The sequence below is a fragment of the Curtobacterium sp. Curtsp22 genome (assembly GCF_059492135.1).
This window is the reverse complement of the sequence record NZ_CP168519.1, coordinates 297,845-314,109: the sequence shown is the minus strand read 5'-3', so window position 1 is coordinate 314,109 and position 16,265 is coordinate 297,845. Positions and strand designations below refer to the sequence as shown.

Below are 16,265 nucleotides of genomic sequence, written 5' to 3'. Positions count from 1 at the left end.
GTGGGGGCCGCGGTCGCGACGCGCCGGACCGTCTGATCCGACCCGGTCGGGGCCGATCCGTCCTCAGCGACGCAGCCCGCGCAGCCCGCTGCGGAGCTCGTCGACGAGGAGCTCGGGCTGCTCGAGTGCCGCGAAGTGCCCACCGCGCGGCGCCTCGCCGTAGTGGACGAGGTCCGGGTAGGCGGCCTCGATCCACCTGCGCGGCAGGAGCGGGATGTCCCGCGGGAACACGGTCACGGCGACGGGGAGGTGCAGCACCGGTCCCGCCATCGTGACGCTGCGGTTCTCCCAGTAGATCCGGGCGGACGACGCGGCGGAGTTCGTGAACCAGTACAGCGAGATCGTGTCGAGGATGTCGTCGACGTCGATGGCCTGCTCGGCGAGGCCCTGGTTGTCCGTCTTCGACTGGAACTTCTCGTAGATCCACGCTGCTTGCCCCACCGGTGAGTCCGCGAGGGCGAACCCCGGCGTCTGCGGTTTCGTGCCCTGCAGGTGGTTCGACCCGCCGAGCGGTCCCGCATAGCGCGCGAGGGTGTCGACCGCGTGCTGCTCCTCGGGCGTCCGCTCGTCCGAGATCGTCTCGGGGACGGCGTACGGGGTGTTCAGGTGGATGCCCGCCAGCCCCTCCGGGCGCGCCGCCGCGAGTGCGGTCGTCACCACGGATCCCCAGTCCCCGCCGTGTGCCACCCACCGGGTGTACCCGAGTCGCCGCATCAGCTCGGCCCACGCCGTGGCCGTGCGATCGACGTCCCACCCCGTGGTCGTCGGCTTGCCGGAGAACCCGAACCCGGGCAGCGACGGCACGACCACGTCGAAGGCGTCCGCAGGGTCACCACCGTGTGCGGCCGGGTCGGTCAGCGGACCGATGACGTCGACGAAGTCCAGGACCGACCCCGGCCAGCCGTGGCTGAGGAGGAGCGGCATCGCTCCGGGTTCGGCGGACCGGACGTGCAGGAAGTGGATGTCGATTCCGTCGATCTCGGTACGGAACTGCGGGGTGCGGTTCAGCCGCTCCTGGAACCGCACGGGGTCGTGGTCGTGCAGCCAGTGGTGCACGAGGGCCCGCAGGTTCTCCGACCGGACGCCCTGCGACCAGTCCGGCACGGTCTCCGGGTCGGGCCACCGGGTCCTGGCCAGACGGGCGCGGAGGTCGTCGACATCCGCCTGCGGGACGTCGACGCGGAACGGGCGGACGGCGGTGGATGCGGTCATGGTCTGCGGTCCTCACGATGGGTGTGCGGCAGATCGTTGCACACGGTTGTGCAACGAACACCGGAACCGTAACCCATTGCACAGCAGTGTGCAATGATCGGTGCATGGCTCCCGGATCCGCACGCGACCTCGCGATGGACGAGACACGGAACCGGATCCTCGACGTCGCCCGCGAACTCCTCGGCCGGCGACCGGATGCCGGCATGGGCGAGATCGCACAGGCCGCCGGAGTGGTCCGCCGCACCGTCTACGGGCACTTCCCGGCCCGTACCGACCTCGTCCGAACGCTGGCCGAGCGAGCGGGAGCGGAGATCGGTGCCATCCTCGAGCGCGCCGACGTCGACGGATCGCCCGCCGACGCCGCGTGGGCGCAGTTCGTCACCGACCTCTGGCCGCTCGCTCACCGGTACCGGGTGCTGTTGGCGCTCCGTCGCGGGCAGCAGGGCGACGAGATCCACGCCCTGCTCGGTGCGGTGGACCGGCGTCTCGCCGTGCTCGTCCAGCGGGGTCAGGACGACGGGGCCTTCGGGCTGCACCTCCCGGCGATCGCCCTCGGGCAGATCGCCTCCGCGACCGTCTTCGCCATCGCCGACGACAGCCGCCCGACGGCACCGGACGCGCCGGATGCCGGCGACGGAGCGGACGACGGCGATGCAGCGGGTGCCGCCGATGCAGCGGGTTCCGCCGATGCACTCGATCTGCGGGCCGCGGTCACCACCAGCCTCCTCGTCCTCGGCGCCCCGGCAGCACGGGCGCAGGAACTCGCTCCCGTGTCGGACTGACGGGGTCGATCGGGACCACCGTCGCGCGCGCTGCACCACCCCCAGCGACTCCGCCGCGCCCACGCCCCCACGCCCACGCCGGCGCGCGTTCCCACGTGCACGTCCGGGGCCCGTTCCCGGCCGGGTCTCGGCCTGGTCAGGACACCGACAGCCCCACCGCGGCGCGCACGGCACGCAGCCCCTCCGGCGTACCCGGCCAGTGCCGATCCAACGCCACCGCACCGGCCCGCCGCGTGACGAACCGGAGCACGAGCGCGACGACGATCGCGTCGTCGAGGTACCCGATGACCGGCAGGAAGTCCGGCACGAGGTCGATCGGCAGCAGCAGGTACCCGAGGAGCGCGACGAGGGCGATGCGCACACCCCTCGGCACCGTCGGGTCGGCGACGAGCCGCCGGACCAGCCGCACGACGTCGGGGACGAGCCGGAGCGCCTCGACCAGCCGGAGGCCGTCGCCCGATCGACGCGCGGCGACCACCAGGGCGAGCACCACGACGCCCCACACGATGACGAACCCGCCCAGGATCGCGATGACGACCGACCACCACTCCATGTCCCGAGCATGGCGGACACGGTGTCGCGGGAGCTGAGCGAACGGACAGGTCGCGCTGCGAAGGCGGTGTCGAGCCGGAACGGTGCCGCCCGCCCCGGTACTGTTCCCGTTCGTGAGTGTTCGTCGTCGCGCGTCCCGTGTCGTCTCGATCGGGGTCGTCGCAGCCCTCGCCGCGTCGTTGACCGGCTGTGGGGAGGGGGCCGGGGTCGACAGCGACTACGCGAAGATCTGCCGCGACAACTCGACACAGAAGCGCCTGCCGGACGACGACTGCAACAACCACGGCGGGCACGCCGGCTGGTACTACCTCCCGCTCAGCGGCAGCCGGGCGACGAAGGTCCCCGCCGTCGGCGACGCCGTGTCGGGCGGCACCGCCAGCCTCCCGTCGGGCAAGACCGCGGAGTCGGGCATCTCGTCCCGCGGCAGCTCGGTGACGAAGGGCGGCTTCGGCGGGTCCGGCGAGCACGGCGGGTTCGGCGGCTGATGGAGCGCGTCGAGTTCACCGAGCGCCCGGACTGGCAGCGACGGATCCAGCAGACCGGCCTCATCTACTCACGGTCGGTGCGCGAGGACGGCACCGCGGTCGAGTACTGGAACGACGGCGCGGCGTACGTGTTCACGCTGCCCGAGGTCGAGGCGCTCGAACGGCAGACCGAGGAGCTGCACCGCATGTGCCTCGAGGCCGCCCGGTACCTCGCCTCCGGCGAACTCGGCACCCTCGGGCTCACCCGCGAGGGCTTCGACCTCGCCGCGTGGTCGCTCGAGCAGCGCGAACCGGACGTGTACGCCCGCTTCGACCTCGCGTACGCGGGCGACGGCTCCCCCGCGAAGATGCTCGAGTACAACGGCGACACCCCCACCGGGCTCATTGAGGCCTCGGTGACGCAGTGGCACTGGCTGCAGGACCGCATCGCCGACGGGACGCTCCCCGCCGACACCGACCAGTGGAACGGCATCCACGAGGCGATGGTCGCCCGCTGGCGCACCCTGCTCCACGCATCGCTCCGCGCCGAGGAGGGCGGTCGACTCTTCGTCGCCCACTCCGACCTCGACACCGCCGGCGAGGACTGGAACACCGTCGCGTACATGCGGGACCTCGCCGGCGAGGCCGGGTGGGAGCACACCGGCATCGAGATGAAGGACATCGGGTGGCACGCGGTCGCCCGGCAGTTCGTGGGCAACGCCGAGCCCGTCGGCTCGTCCCGGAGCGTCTTCACGCTGCCCGGCGACGAGGACGGCACGCAGTACCCGGTCATCCGGAACCTGTTCAAGCTCTACCCGTGGGAGGACCTCGTCTCCGGGGACGACCGCGCCCGCGGTGACCAGGAGTTCGGCGCGTTCCTCGTCAGCGACCGTGGGCGCCTCGGCCGCTGGTACGAGCCCGCGTGGAAGATGTTCCTGTCGAACAAGCTGCTGCTGGTCGCGCTCTGGCGGCTGTTCCCGGGCCACGAGAACCTGCTGCCGGCGTTCGCCGACGGCCCGAACGGCATGACGGACTTCGTCGTGAAGCCGGTGTTCGGGCGCGAGGGCGACGGCATCGCCGTGCACCGCGCGGACGGCTCGGTGACGACGAACGGCTCGGAGTACCGCCGCGCCGGCACCGGCGGCGAACGGGTCTGGCAGCAGTACCACGAGCTGCCGGACTTCCCCGGGTCACGCGGCCACAACCACCCGGTGCTCGGCTCGTGGGTGGTGGACGGCGAGTCGTTCGGCGTCGGCATCCGCGAGTCCGACGGCCCCATCACCGACTACTGGTGCCGCTTCGCGCCGAACGTGATCACCGCGTCCTGAACGACGGGGCCGCGCGTCCTGCCACGATGGACGGCATGACCTACACCGCCAGCAGCGACCGCTACGACACGATGCCCTACCGCCGTACCGGGAACTCCGGCCTCGACCTGCCGCTGCTCTCGCTCGGCTACTGGCACAACTTCGGCGACGACGTCGCCTTCGAGACGCAGCGTGCCGTGAGCCGCCGCGCCTTCGACCTCGGCATCACCCACCACGACCTCGCGAACAACTACGGGCCTCCCTACGGTGCCGCCGAGGTCAACTTCGGGCGCCTCATGCGTGAGGACTTCCGGCCGTACCGCGACGAGATGATCGTGTCGACGAAGGCCGGCTGGGACATGTGGCCCGGCCCCTACGGCCAGGGCGGCGGCTCCCGCAAGTACGTCCTCGCCTCCCTCGACCAGTCGCTGCAGCGCACGGGCCTCGACTACGTGGACGTCTTCTACTCGCACCGCCTCGACGCGTCCACCCCGCTCGAGGAGACGATGGGCGCCCTGCACACCGCGGTCCAGCAGGGCAAGGCGCTCTACGTCGGCATCTCGTCGTACGACGCGGAGCGCAGCCGCCAGGCCGCCGCGATCCTGCGCGACCTCGGCACGCCCCTGCTCATCCACCAGCCCTCCTACTCGATGCTGAACCGCTGGATCGAGACCGAGGGGCTGCTCGACGCCGCGAGCGAACTCGGCTTCGGCGTCATCGGCTTCACCGCCCTCGCGCAGGGGCTCCTGACCGGCAAGTACCTCGACGGCGTCCCGGAGGACTCCCGCGCCGCCGCCGGCAAGTCCCTCGACGCGTCGAGCATCACACCGGAGGTGGTCGCCCACCTCCGTGCCCTGAACGACGTCGCCGCCGCACGTGGCCAGTCCCTCGCGCAGCTCGCGCTGGCCTGGGCGCTCCGCGACGAGCGGGTCACGTCGCTCGTCATCGGCGCCTCGCGCGTGTCCCAGGTCGAGGACAACGTCGCCGCCCTGGCGAACACGTCCTTCACCGACGAGGAGCTCCGCACCATCGACGAGCACTCCGTCGGGATCGCGGACGTCGACCTGTGGGCCGGTGCGCGCGCCGGTCAGGTCTCCTGAGCGGGAACCGTCACCAGGTGGCGGACGGGAGGCGCGGTGCGGGGCCGCGCCGCGCCTCCCGTCCCGCAGACGGTCGCGTCCGCACTCCGGAAGGCTGGCTGCTCACGTCACCCAGCTCCCGGTTGCAGCCTGTGGCTGCCGTCGGGCAGTCTCGATGCGTGAAGGTCCTCCGCAGCCAATTGACGCCCGAAGAGCGGATCCGTGACGACCGTCGTGGGGTCCGGGTCGGCTGGGCCGGGGTCTGGTTCGGTGCGGGCATGTGCTGGCTGATCGGAGCGGTCATGGCGTGGCTCACGCTCGCCGCGCTGCTGGGCGGGCACCCGGAAGATGCGCCGTGGATCCCGGGAACCATGTTCTGGGTGCTGTCGATCGTCGCGGTGTTCGCGATCCTCGGGCTCCGACGGATGCTCCGCGATCTCCGCGAGACGACGGCGACCTTGATCGAGCACATGCGTCAGGACGATGAGCGGGCTCGCTCGGCGGACGGGCGCTGACGGGAGGCTCTCGGGCGCACCGCCTCGTGCGGATCACCGCCAAGTGTGATCAGTCAGATGGTCGATCCCGTCTCTGACCACGATGCTGTGCTCGGGAGGCGCAATGGATCTGCTGGCATGGCTCACTGGGAAGAGCGCCGGGAACGTCATCACACTGCTCAGTGTGCTCGTCGCCTTCCTCGCCGCGATGCCCACTCTGTTCGGGTTCCAGGAGCGTTCACGCTTGACCCAGTTGGAGCGGATCGACCGCGTCATCCGTGGCAGTGACGCGCTTCCGCAGCACGTGGCGATGATGCGCATCATGCGCGCTCGACTGGTCGAGCGAGTGACGCGTCGCTACGTGCGGCGGGTCGATCTGTGGGCGTCGTTCAACGTGTTCTCGGTGATCACCGCGGCCCTGTTCGTGCTCTTGATCATCGCAGGACTGGTGAATGCCCCGGACGTCGTGGTGAACGCGATCGGCGGCGCTGTCGCCATCGGATGGGCAGGACTCATCCTCACGGGGTTGATCACATCAATAGTGTGGCTCGTCCGGAAGATCCGTTACTGGTGGAGCCTCCTCGACTGAACCAGCGGCGCGAGCGGACTCACACCGGGCTTGCGGTCACGTAAGAACCCGCTTCAATCGACGAGCACCATCGATTGCACTTCCTGTTCCGCACGGCGTAGATTCGCACCATGACCACCATCTCCGAGTACGCGGCGCAGCACGGCATCTCGCCGCGCCGCGCTCGTGCGCTCGCGCAGCAGGGCCGCCTCCCGGCACGACGGGTCGGACGTGCCTGGATCCTCGACGAGGGCGTCGCCACGACGCCGGCCGTCGGCACCCGACCGATGAGCGAGCGCACGCGGCGCCTGTTCCTCCGTGCACTGAGCGACCAGACCGTCCGGGAGGTGACCGGGTCCGACCGCCGACGCATCGCCGCGTACCTCGGCCGGCTGCGCGCCTCCGACCGACCGGCAGCGCTCATCCGGGCGTGGTTTCGCGGAGCGGACCTCCCGACGGGCTTCACGCTCGGGGAACTCCTGGTCCGGGCCGCACTGGAACACCAGGACGACGTCGTCGCCGAGCGTCTCGCCCGACCACAGCGGCGGTACCTCAACTCACCCGAGCGCCTGGCACGGGTCGTCGCCGACGAACGGGCGATCCACGGCCTCAGCCGCGCACAACTGGCCGACCGTGCCGGCACGACACCCGGTGACGTCGCCGCCGTCGAGACCGGGCGGCAGGTCGACACCATGCTCACCGTCCTCCGGGTCGTGAACGCGCTCGATGTGCACCCCCTGGCGTTGCCCACCGGAGCCGTCCGGGACTCCGCGTGAACCGGGTGCTCCACGCCTGGCTCGAAGGGCAGTACGTCGGCGAGTTCGCCGTCGACGGGAGCGGCCGGATCACACTCCGCTACGACGATGCGGCTCCGGACACACCCGTGTCGCTGTCCCTGCCCCGGGACGGCAAGATCTCCGACCGGGCACCGGGCCGGTTCCTCGACAACCTCCTGCCCGATCGGCCCGAAGCCCGCGACTGGATGCGCCGCGTCACCGGAGCCCGCTCGACGAGCACGTTCGACCTCCTCGAAGAGGTCGGCGGCGACGTCGCCGGCGGGCTGGTGCTCCTCCCCGCACCGGAGTTGCCGCAGCCGGCGGCCACCGCGCTGCTGCTGGCCGACGACGACGCGATCGCGTTCCGTATCAGCAGCCTGCACGACGATCCGGATCGCTGGTGGGAGCGGAGCGACCCGGCCCGGTTCTCGCTCGCCGGTACGCAACCGAAGTTCGCGCTCGCGAACGTCGCCGGTACCTGGTTCTGGCCGAACGCGTCGGTTCCGTCGACACACATCATCAAGCCGGCGTTCTCCGCCAACCGGGGAGCCGAGCAGGCAGAGGTCGCGGCCGAGCGCCTGGCAGCGGACATCGGCATCGTCGCCCCGCGAGCCGACGTGCTCGACGTGGTCGGTGAGCGGGCGTACCTCGTCGAGCGCTTCGACCGGGCACTGCAACCGTCCGGCTTCGCCGCGCGACTCCACATGGAGGACCTCGCACAGGCACTCGGCAGGTCCGGTGCCACCAAGTACCGCATCGGAGCGAAGCCGATCCTCCAGCTCCTGCTGCAGCACGATGCGTCGGGTACGGCCGCGCACGACTTCCTCCGGCAGGCCGCGTTCAACGCCGCGATCGGCAACGCTGACGCGCACGCGAAGAACTACTCGGTCCTGCTCCGGCCGGCGGGGGTGCAACTCGCGCCGCTCTACGACGCCCTGCCCACGCGCCTCTGGCCCGGGTACGACGAGCAGCTCGCGATGCGCATCGGTGGCGCGCAGTACTCGCAGGAGCTGACACTCGACCACTGGTCGAAGCTCGCCGATCAGTCCGGCCTGGACGTCGACCGCGCCCGCGTCGAGGTGCAACGGGTGTACGACGACGTCGCCGACCGGATCGACACCGCCTGGAACGACCTCGACGACGACCAGGCCGTTCGGATGCGCGGACTCGTCGCCGAGCAGACGGCGAAGATCGCGGGTCCGCGTGCGACGCGCACCCCGCGGGGAACGGTGGGCCCTGCCGGGATCGAACCGACGACATCCACGGTGTAAACGTGGCGCTCTACCAGCTGAGCTAAAGGCCCTCGCGTCGAGTCTACGGCGTCGGACACCCCGCCCGATGTTCAGCCACAGGCTTACTTTCGGCGATGTGAAGTCGTATCCTTAACACGTGCACTCCAACCCCGTGATCGCGGTGATCGTCGACCTCGTCGACTCCCGCACCCTCGACGACCGCGCGGCGGCCCAGCGCGACGTCGAGCGCGCCTTCGACGGTACCCCGGCGGTCGAGGCGGTCGATCCGCTGCGCGCCACCGTCGGCGACGAGTTCCAGGTGATCTACGCCACGCTGACCGACGCGCTCGTCGCGACCACGGCCGCGATCCTCGCCCTCCCGCCGACCGTGCAGATCCGGTTCGGGATCGGGCGCGGCACGGTGCAGACGATCGGAGCGGGTGCGGTCGGCCCCCTGCAGGACGGGCCCGGGTGGTGGTCCGCACGCGACGCCATCAACGAGACCCACCGGCGCGAGGACGGCCGGACCGCGTTCCTCCGGGCCTGGTACCACGACGCCGAGGACCGCCACGGACCGACGGAGCGACTCGTGAACGCCTACTTCCTGAGCCGCGACCACGTCGTCTCGCGCCTGACCCCGCGTGCACGGCGGATCGCCCTCGGGCTGGTCCAGGGCCGGACCCAGGCGCAGATCGCTGCTGACGAGGGCATCACGCCGTCGGCAGTGTCCCAGTCCGTGCAGAAGTCGGGCGTCGCCGCACTGGTCGAGGGCCTGCGGGTCCTCCGGGACGGGGGCCGCTGATGCTCGCCGGAGTCCTCCTCGCCCTCATCGGGACGGCCGACGTCGTGCGCACCCGGACCGGCACCGACGCCGCCCCACGCCGCGTCCTGACCGTGATCGTGGTCCTGCTGCTGTGGATCGGGGTGGCCGTCGTCGCCGTGCCGGGCCTCGGCCTCCCCGTCGGGGCGGTGGCCACCGCGATCGTGCTCGCCGCCCTGTGGATCGCCACGACGACGCCGGTGCGGCCGACCGACGCCCGGCCGTCGACCACACCGCCACGGGTCTGGTGCCGCCGTTCGGGCTCGTGGCCGTCGGTCCTGCTCGCGGTCGCGCTCGCCGTGCTGCTGCTGACGGTCCCGTCCGTCGATCCCTCGGGGTTCGTCGTCGAGTGGCAGCGTGGTTCCGCGCCGGCCTTCGTCGCCGCCGTCCCGCTCGCCGCGATCGTCGGCGGCGTCGGAGCGGCACTGTTCCTGGTCGACTCGGCCAACGTCGTCGTCGCCCAGGCCCTCCCGCCGGGGCTCTCCCCCGACACCGTCAGCCAGTCGGTCGAGGGCGGGCCGGCGTGGCGGCTGTTCGCCCGACGACCCCGTGGCGACGCCCGTACCGCTGCGGACGGCGACGGCAGCGAGGGCACGGTCCTGCTGCAGGGCGGCCGCATGATCGGCCCGATCGAGCGTCTGCTGCTCGCGGGTTTCGCGCTGGTCGGGGCGTTCCCCGTGGTCGCTGCGCTGATCGCGGCCAAGGGCATCGTCCGCTTCCCGGAGATCCGCCGCGAGACGACCGGGTACCAGGCCGAGTACTTCCTCATCGGCAGCCTGGTGAGCTGGGCGATGGCGTTCGCCGCGGCCGGCATGTGCTGGTTGCTCGCACAGGGCTGAGGCTCGCGCCGCGTGTCGAACCACGAATCCGACATCGAACAACCGCCGGGTCCCGGTTCGATGTCGGATCCGTGGTTCGACGCCGCCAGCGCACCGCTGTCCGGCCACGCACCGCCGACGCCACGGGTCGATCCACAGCGACCGCCCCGGGAGATCCCGGTCGTCGCCGGGTAGCGTCGACCCCGTGAACGGAGTCGGAGTCCTCGACGAGGCCGGCCGCCTGCGGCTGCTCGGTGCCGGTGCGACCGGTGCCGCCTTCGCCGTCGTGCTCGTCGTCCTCGTGGCGTCGTCGTGGACGGAACCGACCCCGGCGCTCCTCGTCGGCCTCGGTGTCCCGGCGGCAGCGGTGGGCATCGCGATCGCCGTCGTCCTGCAGCTCCGCTCCTGGCGCGCCGAGGGCGGGTACGACCGGAGCGTCGTCGTCCGCAACTGGGTGCTCGACGGCGAGGTGCCCCCCACCGTGCCGGCCGCCGAGTGGATCCCCCTCGTGCAGGCCCAGGCCGAGCGCGAGGTCGCCGGCTGGGGCAAGATCGTGCTCTCGACGATCTGGATCCTGATGACGTGGTCGATGCGGGACCAGCACGGACCGGTCATCACGACGATGCTCATCTTGCTCTGGATCGGCCTCGGCCTGTGGAGCGCACTCTGGGTGATCCCCCGCGCGCGGGCCGCCAAGCGTCTGCTCGGTCGCGGCGTCGCCACCCCCACCTGATCCCGACCGGCACGGCGCTGGGTACGCTCGGCAGCATGCAGAGTCGCACCCTCGGCCGTACCGGCCGCCCCGTGTCCGTCGTCGGCCTCGGGACCTGGCAGTTCGGCGGTGACTGGGGCCCGGTGTCCGAGGCCGACGCGAACGCCGTCATGGACGCGTCCGTCGAGTCCGGCGTCACGCTGTTCGACACCGCCGACGTCTACGGCGACGGTCGGAGCGAACAGCTGATCGGCGCGTGGCGGGCGGCCAACCCCGACGTCCCCCTGACGATCGCGACGAAGATGGGTCGGCGCGCCGACCAGGTCCCGTCGAACTACATCGCCGCGAACTTCCGCGAGTGGGTGGACCGCTCGCGTCGGAACCTGCGGCAGGACACCCTCGACCTCGTCCAACTGCACTGCCCGCCGACCGAGGTCTTCTCCGACGACGCCGTGTACGACGCCCTCGACGGCCTCGTCGCCGACGGTTCCGTAGCCGCCTACGGCGTCAGCGTCGAGACCGCCGACCAGGCGCTCACCGCGATCGCCCGCCCCGGCGTCTCCACGGTCCAGATCATCCTCAACGCGTTCCGCCTCAAGCCGCTCGACCGCGTGCTGCCGGCGGCCCGGGAGGCCGGGGTCGGCATCCTCGCGCGCGTCCCGTTGGCATCGGGGTTGCTGTCCGGCAAGTACACCGCCGACACCTCCTTCGCCGAGGGCGACCACCGCAACTACAACCGCCACGGCGAGGCGTTCGACCAGGGCGAGACGTTCAGCGGCGTCGACTTCGAGGACGGCGTCCGTGCCGCACAGGTCTTCGCCGCGTCGTTGCCCGATGCCGTGTCCGTCCCGCAGGCGGCGATCGCGTGGGTCGTCGCCCAGGACGGCGTGACCGCGGCGATCCCCGGCGCCCGCAACCCGGAGCAGGCTCGGTCGAACGCCGGAGCGGGCTCGCTCCCCGAGGTGCCGGGCCTCGACGAGACGGTCCGCGAGCTGTACGACGAGTGGTTCCGCGCCGCCGTGCACGACCGGTGGTGAAGCCGGCGGCCGTCGGCGCAGCGCTCGCGGCCCTCACGGTCCTGGCGCTCGTCGCGGGCGGGACGGCACCTGCGGACGGCACCTCACGGTCCGCTCCCCCGTGGCCCGCGCCGACGGCCCTCGCCGAGCGTGCCGACGATGCCGGACTGCGCAACGTCTGGGGCGAGCGGCTCGCCGAGCACGTGCACACCCACCTGACGATCCTCGACGGCGACGTCCCCGTGACGGTGCCGGCGAACGTCGGGCACTCGGACACTCGACGGTTCGCCGCGCAGCTGCACACGCACGACACCTCGGGCATCCTGCACGTCGAGTCCCCCACCCGGCAGACCTTCACGCTCGGGCAGTTCTTCGACGAGTGGGGCGTCTCGCTCGGCCCCGCGCACGTCGGCGGCCTCCGAGGGGAGCTGACGGTGTGGGTCGACGGCCGCAGGTTCATCGGCGACCCGCGCTCCATCGCGCTGACGAACCGCCGCGAGGTCGTGCTCGACGTCACGACGATCGGCGAGGTCCCGCACCTGCCGCCGCCCTTCGACTGGCCGCCGCAGTACCGCTGACCCGCGCCGCGCCCGGCGACGCCGCGTCAGGCGACGCCGCGCCGCGCCCTCAGTCGCCCGGTAGCCCGAGCGCGCTCCCCCGCGGGACCGGTCGCGGCTCCGGAGGGTGCACAGCCCGGAGCGCGCGAACCAGCTCGCGGTCGTGCCGGTCGGAGCCGCCGCCGACGCTCCCGAGGCCGTACCGCGCACGCAGTCGGACCGGCCCGTGGACGGTCTCGAGGCGGATGCACGACATCGTGAACGTCGGGTACCACGGAGGCCGGTACTCGCCCACGTCGATCGACGTCACGTCCACCCACCGCACGGTCGACACGGGTTCCGGTTCCTCGGGCGCCCACCCGTGCAGGCCCGCGTCGTCGACCGTCCACACCACCGGCAGCGACGTCGGCACCCCGACGGCGCGCTGTCCGGATGCCCAACGCCGCACCGGCAGCCAGAGCCGGATCGGCAGCCCACCGACCTCGTGCACCCGTCGCGCCGTCGCGCGGTCGGCATACGGGAACCACAGGTTCGGCACGACCACCACCACGCCCGTGATGATGACGGAGGCCGCGATCGCGCTGATCGTCGGTTCGGTGTTGAACGCGACGCACGCTGCGGTGCCGACCGCCACCGCGACGAGGCTCGCCACCCGGAGCGGCACCGGGTCGACGAACCGGCCGTCCCGCAGCCGCTCCAGCCACGCCCGACGGTCCCCCTGCACGTCAGGCCTCCTTCGGGGCGGTCCACGCCAGGTCGAGGTCCCACTCGTCCACCGAGCCGGCCGGCAGCTGCCACACGTACTCGTTCTTGAGCTTGCGGCCGTCCTCGCGGAAGGGTCCGGTGCGGTACGGGTAGAACGCCACGGTCGGCAGCGTGCCCGGTGGTGCCGTCCGGATCGCGTTCGAGAAGTCCTTGTTCAACCGCCGCAGTTCGGCGACCACCGCGCCTCGAGCACCGTCGGCGTCGAACCCCGATGCGCCGGACGCGAGCTGGAACGCGATGTGCAGCTGCCGGTCGCCCCGGTCGTCCTCGTAGCTGATCAGCCGGTGGTTCTCGACGGCCTCGAGCAGCGCCGGGTCGCCGTAGACCACGTCGCGTACGACGTCCGGCGCGACGACCGCCCCGTTGTAGTCGACGGACAGGTCGGACCGCCCGTAGTGGAACAGCAGCGGCAGGTCGAGCTCGGCGGCGTCGGCGAGCTCGTCGAACCCGTGCTCGCGCAGGGTCCGACGCAGCGAACGCATCCGCACCACGTGCCCGCGGTCGTGGATGTTGTACCGGATGCGGGGGCTGATGTTCTCGGACCGGGCGATCGTCACGACCAGCTCCCCGAGCTCGTTCGTCTCGATGAGGTACCCGAACGGGTTGAACTGGAACACCATCGGCAGCACGCCGTACTCGGCCTGTTTCGTCAGCGCGGCGGAGAGCTCCGGCGACGCCGCGATCGCCCGACGCAGCTGCACGCTGAACGGCGTCTCGATCCCGAGGTTGATCTCGAGGTCGCTCGCCCCGTACGACCCGAGCACGGCCTGCGCGTACTGCTCGATGTGGGCGCGCATGTTCTCGCTGATGCCCTCGCCGCCGAACGCCGCGACGATCGTGTACTCGCTCCAGTCGAGCCGGTCGTCCTCGAACAGTGCCTTCAGGAACGGCGGGTAGCTGCAGATGATGTAGGTGAAGCCGGTGCCGAACTCGCGCATCGTCTGCACGATCTTGTCGCGGTCCGGCCCGATCGACTTGATCATCGACGACTCAGTGAGCGACGCCGTCACGTTCATGCCGGTGGCCCAGGCGCCGAGGGAGAACGCGTTGAGCACGAACGGCTGCTTCGGCAGGTCCTTCGCGGTCCGCGAGAACCCGAGCTGCAGCAGCTGCCGGGTGGCCTGCCGTTCGTCGGGGCCGCGCACCCAGCTGGTCGGTGTGCCGCTGGACCCGCTCGACTCGTCGACGACGACCCCGCGCCGGGGCAGCCGACCGTCGATGCAGCGCTCGGGGATGCTCCACCGCTTGACGTACGACTCCTTGTCCATCTCGGGTAGCCCCGAGATCGCTGCGGCGATGCCGCCGCGTGTGTCCAGACGGGAGGCACGCCGCGCCTCCGCCAGGAACGCCCCGTAGGCGGGCACCCGCTTCGCAGCCCGCTCGGCCGTCCGCCACGCACGCCAGCGTCCGAGGGTCCAGCGGAGCGGCTCGATGCCCGGCGTGAGCAGGAGCTTGTGGGTGCCGACACGCGGCATGAACAGCGCCACGACCGTCTCGACGACCCAGACCACCGAGAACACCGCCGCGCGCTTCACCGGGCACCCACGATCGTCATCGCCTCCGCGGGTCGGCGGTGCGCCAGCGGTGGCGGTGCGCTGTGGCCGAAGCGGAAGAGCATCCACGCCATCCGACCGTCGGACTCGTCGACGCCGGCGCGCTCGACGAACGCGACGTGCGACCGCGGGTTCGTGATCACGGTGCCGAACGGGTGCAGGGCGACGCCCCGTGCCGTGAGCTCGAGCCAGATCCGCATGAAGGTGCGACCGGCCTCGACGTAGTCCGCCGGCGACGAGAACGGTCCCTCGAGCCACCCGAGCTGCCGGACACCGCGCATCGTCGACAGGTACACGCGCTTGAAGACCCCGCCGAGGACGGGTGCCTCCCAGAGCCCGCGGTGCTCCATCGCGAACCGCAGCACCGGTCCGGGCATGAGCATCGTCTCCGCCGACAGCCCGTCACCCGACTCCGCCGCCTGCCGCTTCGAGAACCGCAGCCAGTGCAGGATCTCGTCGTGCACGGCGTCGTGCTGCAGGTCGTCGAACAGGGTCTCCTGGTTGACCCGGACGATCTCGTCGACGACGGCACGGTCCGAGGTGGTGCGGAAGCGGTGGCCGGCCGCCGACGCGATGGCGGACGCGGCCTCGATCGCGGACTCGTCCACCAGGGTCGCGTCGTAGGGCCTGCGCGAGGTGCGCCGTGCGAGGAAGCGGGCCAGCGCCTCCCGGTCGTCCGCCGTCGCGGCGCGCGGGCGCAACGCGACCGTGCCCAGTCGGTGCAGGTGGTCGTCGGCCGCGCCGGAACCGGCGCCGGCGTCCAGCCGCCCGAAGTCCATCTCGGCGTGGTCCAGCCGTTCCTGCACGGTGAACCCGTGCGCCCGGGCGACCACGTCGAGCCCGGCCAGGAACACCCCGGCGCAGACGTGGCCGAACGGGATGCCGAACGACTCGGCCGGCAACCCCCGGCGCAGGTCGTAGAACACGGTCGCGGTGCGGTCGTCCTCGACGCGCACGACGATCGGTTGCGAGTTGTGCGGCGACGGGTAGTGCCGCGCGTCCTCGATGATGCCCGTCCACGGTGATGCCATCGGTTCCCCCTCGGTGGTCTCTGCGGTCGATCATACGAACGCCCGGTGACGCCCATGCCGTCCGGGGAATGCAGTGCTCCCCGAGCCCGCGTACGCTCGGCCCATGGCCACGATCCGGACCGGCACCGACCTCGCCGCGGTCGAGGACGTGATCGCCGGGATCACCGCGCACGGCGAGCGCTACCTCGCCCGGGTCTTCACCCCGCAGGAGCGCGCCGACGCCGGTGACGACCCGGAGCGCCTCGCCGCCCGCTTCGCCGGCAAGGAGGCCGTGCTGAAACTGCTCCGGCCGGAGCGTTCGGACGCCGTCCCGCTGACCGACGTCGCCGTCGTGCTCGACGCCGTCGGCGCCCCCGTCGTCGAGCTGACCGGTCGTGCGGCGGAGCTCGCTGAGGCGATCGGCTGCACGTCGATCGCGGTCTCGTTGTCCCACGAACGGGGACTGGCGATCGCCACCGCCGTCGCCCTCTCCGAGCGCTGACGCAGCCCCCTGAGTCGCTCCCTGTCAGGGCACTCAGGTCCGGCGC

Annotated in this window: 19 protein-coding genes and 1 tRNA gene; 14 read left to right on the top strand and 6 right to left on the bottom strand. The window is 71.8% G+C overall.

Annotated elements, in window-relative coordinates; all coding sequences use genetic code 11:
* Positions 1-63: 63 nt before the first annotated feature.
* Positions 64-1,212: an epoxide hydrolase family protein gene (locus ACEN8D_RS01500; protein ID WP_413398097.1), complete on the bottom strand. Its 1,149-nt coding sequence runs from the start codon at positions 1,210-1,212 to the stop codon at positions 64-66.
* Between the two features lie 104 nt (positions 1,213-1,316).
* Here ACEN8D_RS01500 and ACEN8D_RS01495 point away from each other — a divergent pair, with 104 nt between their 5' ends.
* Entirely contained in the window at positions 1,317-1,994 is a 678-nt protein-coding gene (locus tag ACEN8D_RS01495; RefSeq protein ID WP_413398096.1) for a TetR/AcrR family transcriptional regulator, read from the top strand.
* A gap of 136 nt (positions 1,995-2,130) precedes the next feature.
* On the opposite strand, the gene ACEN8D_RS01490 is transcribed toward ACEN8D_RS01495, so the two are convergent.
* Positions 2,131-2,547, bottom strand: coding sequence for a YkvA family protein (locus ACEN8D_RS01490; protein ID WP_413398095.1), 417 nt, complete (start codon positions 2,545-2,547; stop codon positions 2,131-2,133).
* Between the two features lie 112 nt (positions 2,548-2,659).
* Here ACEN8D_RS01490 and ACEN8D_RS01485 point away from each other — a divergent pair, with 112 nt between their 5' ends.
* The 7 genes from ACEN8D_RS01485 to ACEN8D_RS01455 all read left to right on the top strand — a co-directional run bounded on the left by ACEN8D_RS01485 (position 2,660) and on the right by ACEN8D_RS01455 (position 8,505).
* Positions 2,660-3,031, top strand: a complete 372-nt coding sequence (locus ACEN8D_RS01485) for a tRNA-dihydrouridine synthase (protein ID WP_413398094.1) — start codon at positions 2,660-2,662, stop codon at positions 3,029-3,031.
* Positions 3,031-4,338 carry a glutathionylspermidine synthase family protein gene (locus ACEN8D_RS01480; protein ID WP_413398093.1) on the top strand — a complete coding sequence of 436 codons (1,308 nt, stop codon included), beginning with the start codon at positions 3,031-3,033 and terminating at the stop codon, positions 4,336-4,338. Before ACEN8D_RS01485 ends, ACEN8D_RS01480 begins: the two co-directional genes overlap by 1 nt.
* A gap of 35 nt (positions 4,339-4,373) precedes the next feature.
* Positions 4,374-5,417 carry an L-glyceraldehyde 3-phosphate reductase gene (gene mgrA, locus ACEN8D_RS01475; protein WP_071301990.1) on the top strand — a complete coding sequence of 348 codons (1,044 nt, stop codon included), beginning with the start codon at positions 4,374-4,376 and terminating at the stop codon, positions 5,415-5,417.
* Between the two features lie 158 nt (positions 5,418-5,575).
* Positions 5,576-5,911 carry a hypothetical protein gene (locus ACEN8D_RS01470; protein ID WP_413398847.1) on the top strand — a complete coding sequence of 112 codons (336 nt, stop codon included), beginning with the start codon at positions 5,576-5,578 and terminating at the stop codon, positions 5,909-5,911.
* A 103-nt stretch (positions 5,912-6,014) separates the two neighbouring features.
* Positions 6,015-6,479: a hypothetical protein gene (locus ACEN8D_RS01465; RefSeq protein ID WP_413398846.1), complete on the top strand. Its 465-nt coding sequence runs from the start codon at positions 6,015-6,017 to the stop codon at positions 6,477-6,479.
* Between the two features lie 110 nt (positions 6,480-6,589).
* Entirely contained in the window at positions 6,590-7,234 is a 645-nt protein-coding gene (locus ACEN8D_RS01460; protein ID WP_413398845.1) for a helix-turn-helix transcriptional regulator, read from the top strand.
* Positions 7,231-8,505: a HipA domain-containing protein gene (locus tag ACEN8D_RS01455; protein ID WP_413398848.1), complete on the top strand. Its 1,275-nt coding sequence runs from the start codon at positions 7,231-7,233 to the stop codon at positions 8,503-8,505. The genes ACEN8D_RS01460 and ACEN8D_RS01455 overlap by 4 nt, the downstream gene beginning before the upstream one ends.
* Here ACEN8D_RS01455 and ACEN8D_RS01450 read toward each other — a convergent pair.
* Positions 8,465-8,537: transfer RNA gene (locus ACEN8D_RS01450), tRNA-Val, on the bottom strand. The genes ACEN8D_RS01455 and ACEN8D_RS01450 overlap by 41 nt on opposite strands.
* Before the next feature lie 86 nt (positions 8,538-8,623).
* Here ACEN8D_RS01450 and ACEN8D_RS01445 point away from each other — a divergent pair.
* From ACEN8D_RS01445 to ACEN8D_RS01425, 5 genes are all read left to right on the top strand, one after another.
* Positions 8,624-9,268 (top strand): SatD family protein, encoded by a 645-nt coding sequence (locus ACEN8D_RS01445; protein ID WP_413398844.1) that lies wholly within the window; start codon positions 8,624-8,626, stop codon positions 9,266-9,268.
* Entirely contained in the window at positions 9,268-10,125 is an 858-nt protein-coding gene (locus tag ACEN8D_RS01440; RefSeq protein ID WP_413398843.1) for a hypothetical protein, read from the top strand. Before ACEN8D_RS01445 ends, ACEN8D_RS01440 begins: the two co-directional genes overlap by 1 nt.
* Before the next feature lie 184 nt (positions 10,126-10,309).
* Positions 10,310-10,837 (top strand): hypothetical protein, encoded by a 528-nt coding sequence (locus ACEN8D_RS01435; RefSeq protein WP_071301907.1) that lies wholly within the window; start codon positions 10,310-10,312, stop codon positions 10,835-10,837.
* Between the two features lie 35 nt (positions 10,838-10,872).
* Positions 10,873-11,853 carry an aldo/keto reductase gene (locus tag ACEN8D_RS01430; RefSeq protein WP_413400106.1) on the top strand — a complete coding sequence of 327 codons (981 nt, stop codon included), beginning with the start codon at positions 10,873-10,875 and terminating at the stop codon, positions 11,851-11,853.
* The gene (locus tag ACEN8D_RS01425; RefSeq protein WP_413400107.1) at positions 11,850-12,410 is read left to right on the top strand and encodes a hypothetical protein; all 561 of its coding nucleotides are present in this window, start codon (positions 11,850-11,852) and stop codon (positions 12,408-12,410) included. Before ACEN8D_RS01430 ends, ACEN8D_RS01425 begins: the two co-directional genes overlap by 4 nt.
* Before the next feature lie 49 nt (positions 12,411-12,459).
* Here ACEN8D_RS01425 and ACEN8D_RS01420 read toward each other — a convergent pair whose 3' ends face one another.
* Genes ACEN8D_RS01420 through ACEN8D_RS01410 form a run of 3 tightly spaced genes read right to left on the bottom strand, consistent with a single transcriptional unit; the run spans position 12,460 to position 15,738 of the window.
* Positions 12,460-13,113, bottom strand: coding sequence for a hypothetical protein (locus ACEN8D_RS01420; RefSeq protein WP_413461437.1), 654 nt, complete (start codon positions 13,111-13,113; stop codon positions 12,460-12,462).
* A 1-nt stretch (position 13,114) separates the two neighbouring features.
* Positions 13,115-14,689 carry a phenylacetate--CoA ligase family protein gene (locus ACEN8D_RS01415; RefSeq protein WP_413398494.1) on the bottom strand — a complete coding sequence of 525 codons (1,575 nt, stop codon included), beginning with the start codon at positions 14,687-14,689 and terminating at the stop codon, positions 13,115-13,117.
* The gene (locus ACEN8D_RS01410) at positions 14,686-15,738 is read right to left on the bottom strand and encodes a nitroreductase family protein (RefSeq protein ID WP_413398493.1); all 1,053 of its coding nucleotides are present in this window, start codon (positions 15,736-15,738) and stop codon (positions 14,686-14,688) included. Before ACEN8D_RS01410 ends, ACEN8D_RS01415 begins: the two co-directional genes overlap by 4 nt.
* A 103-nt stretch (positions 15,739-15,841) precedes the next feature.
* Here ACEN8D_RS01410 and ACEN8D_RS01405 point away from each other — a divergent pair, with 103 nt between their 5' ends.
* Entirely contained in the window at positions 15,842-16,219 is a 378-nt protein-coding gene (locus tag ACEN8D_RS01405) for a holo-ACP synthase (RefSeq protein ID WP_309886864.1), read from the top strand.
* Positions 16,220-16,265: the final 46 nt, after the last annotated feature.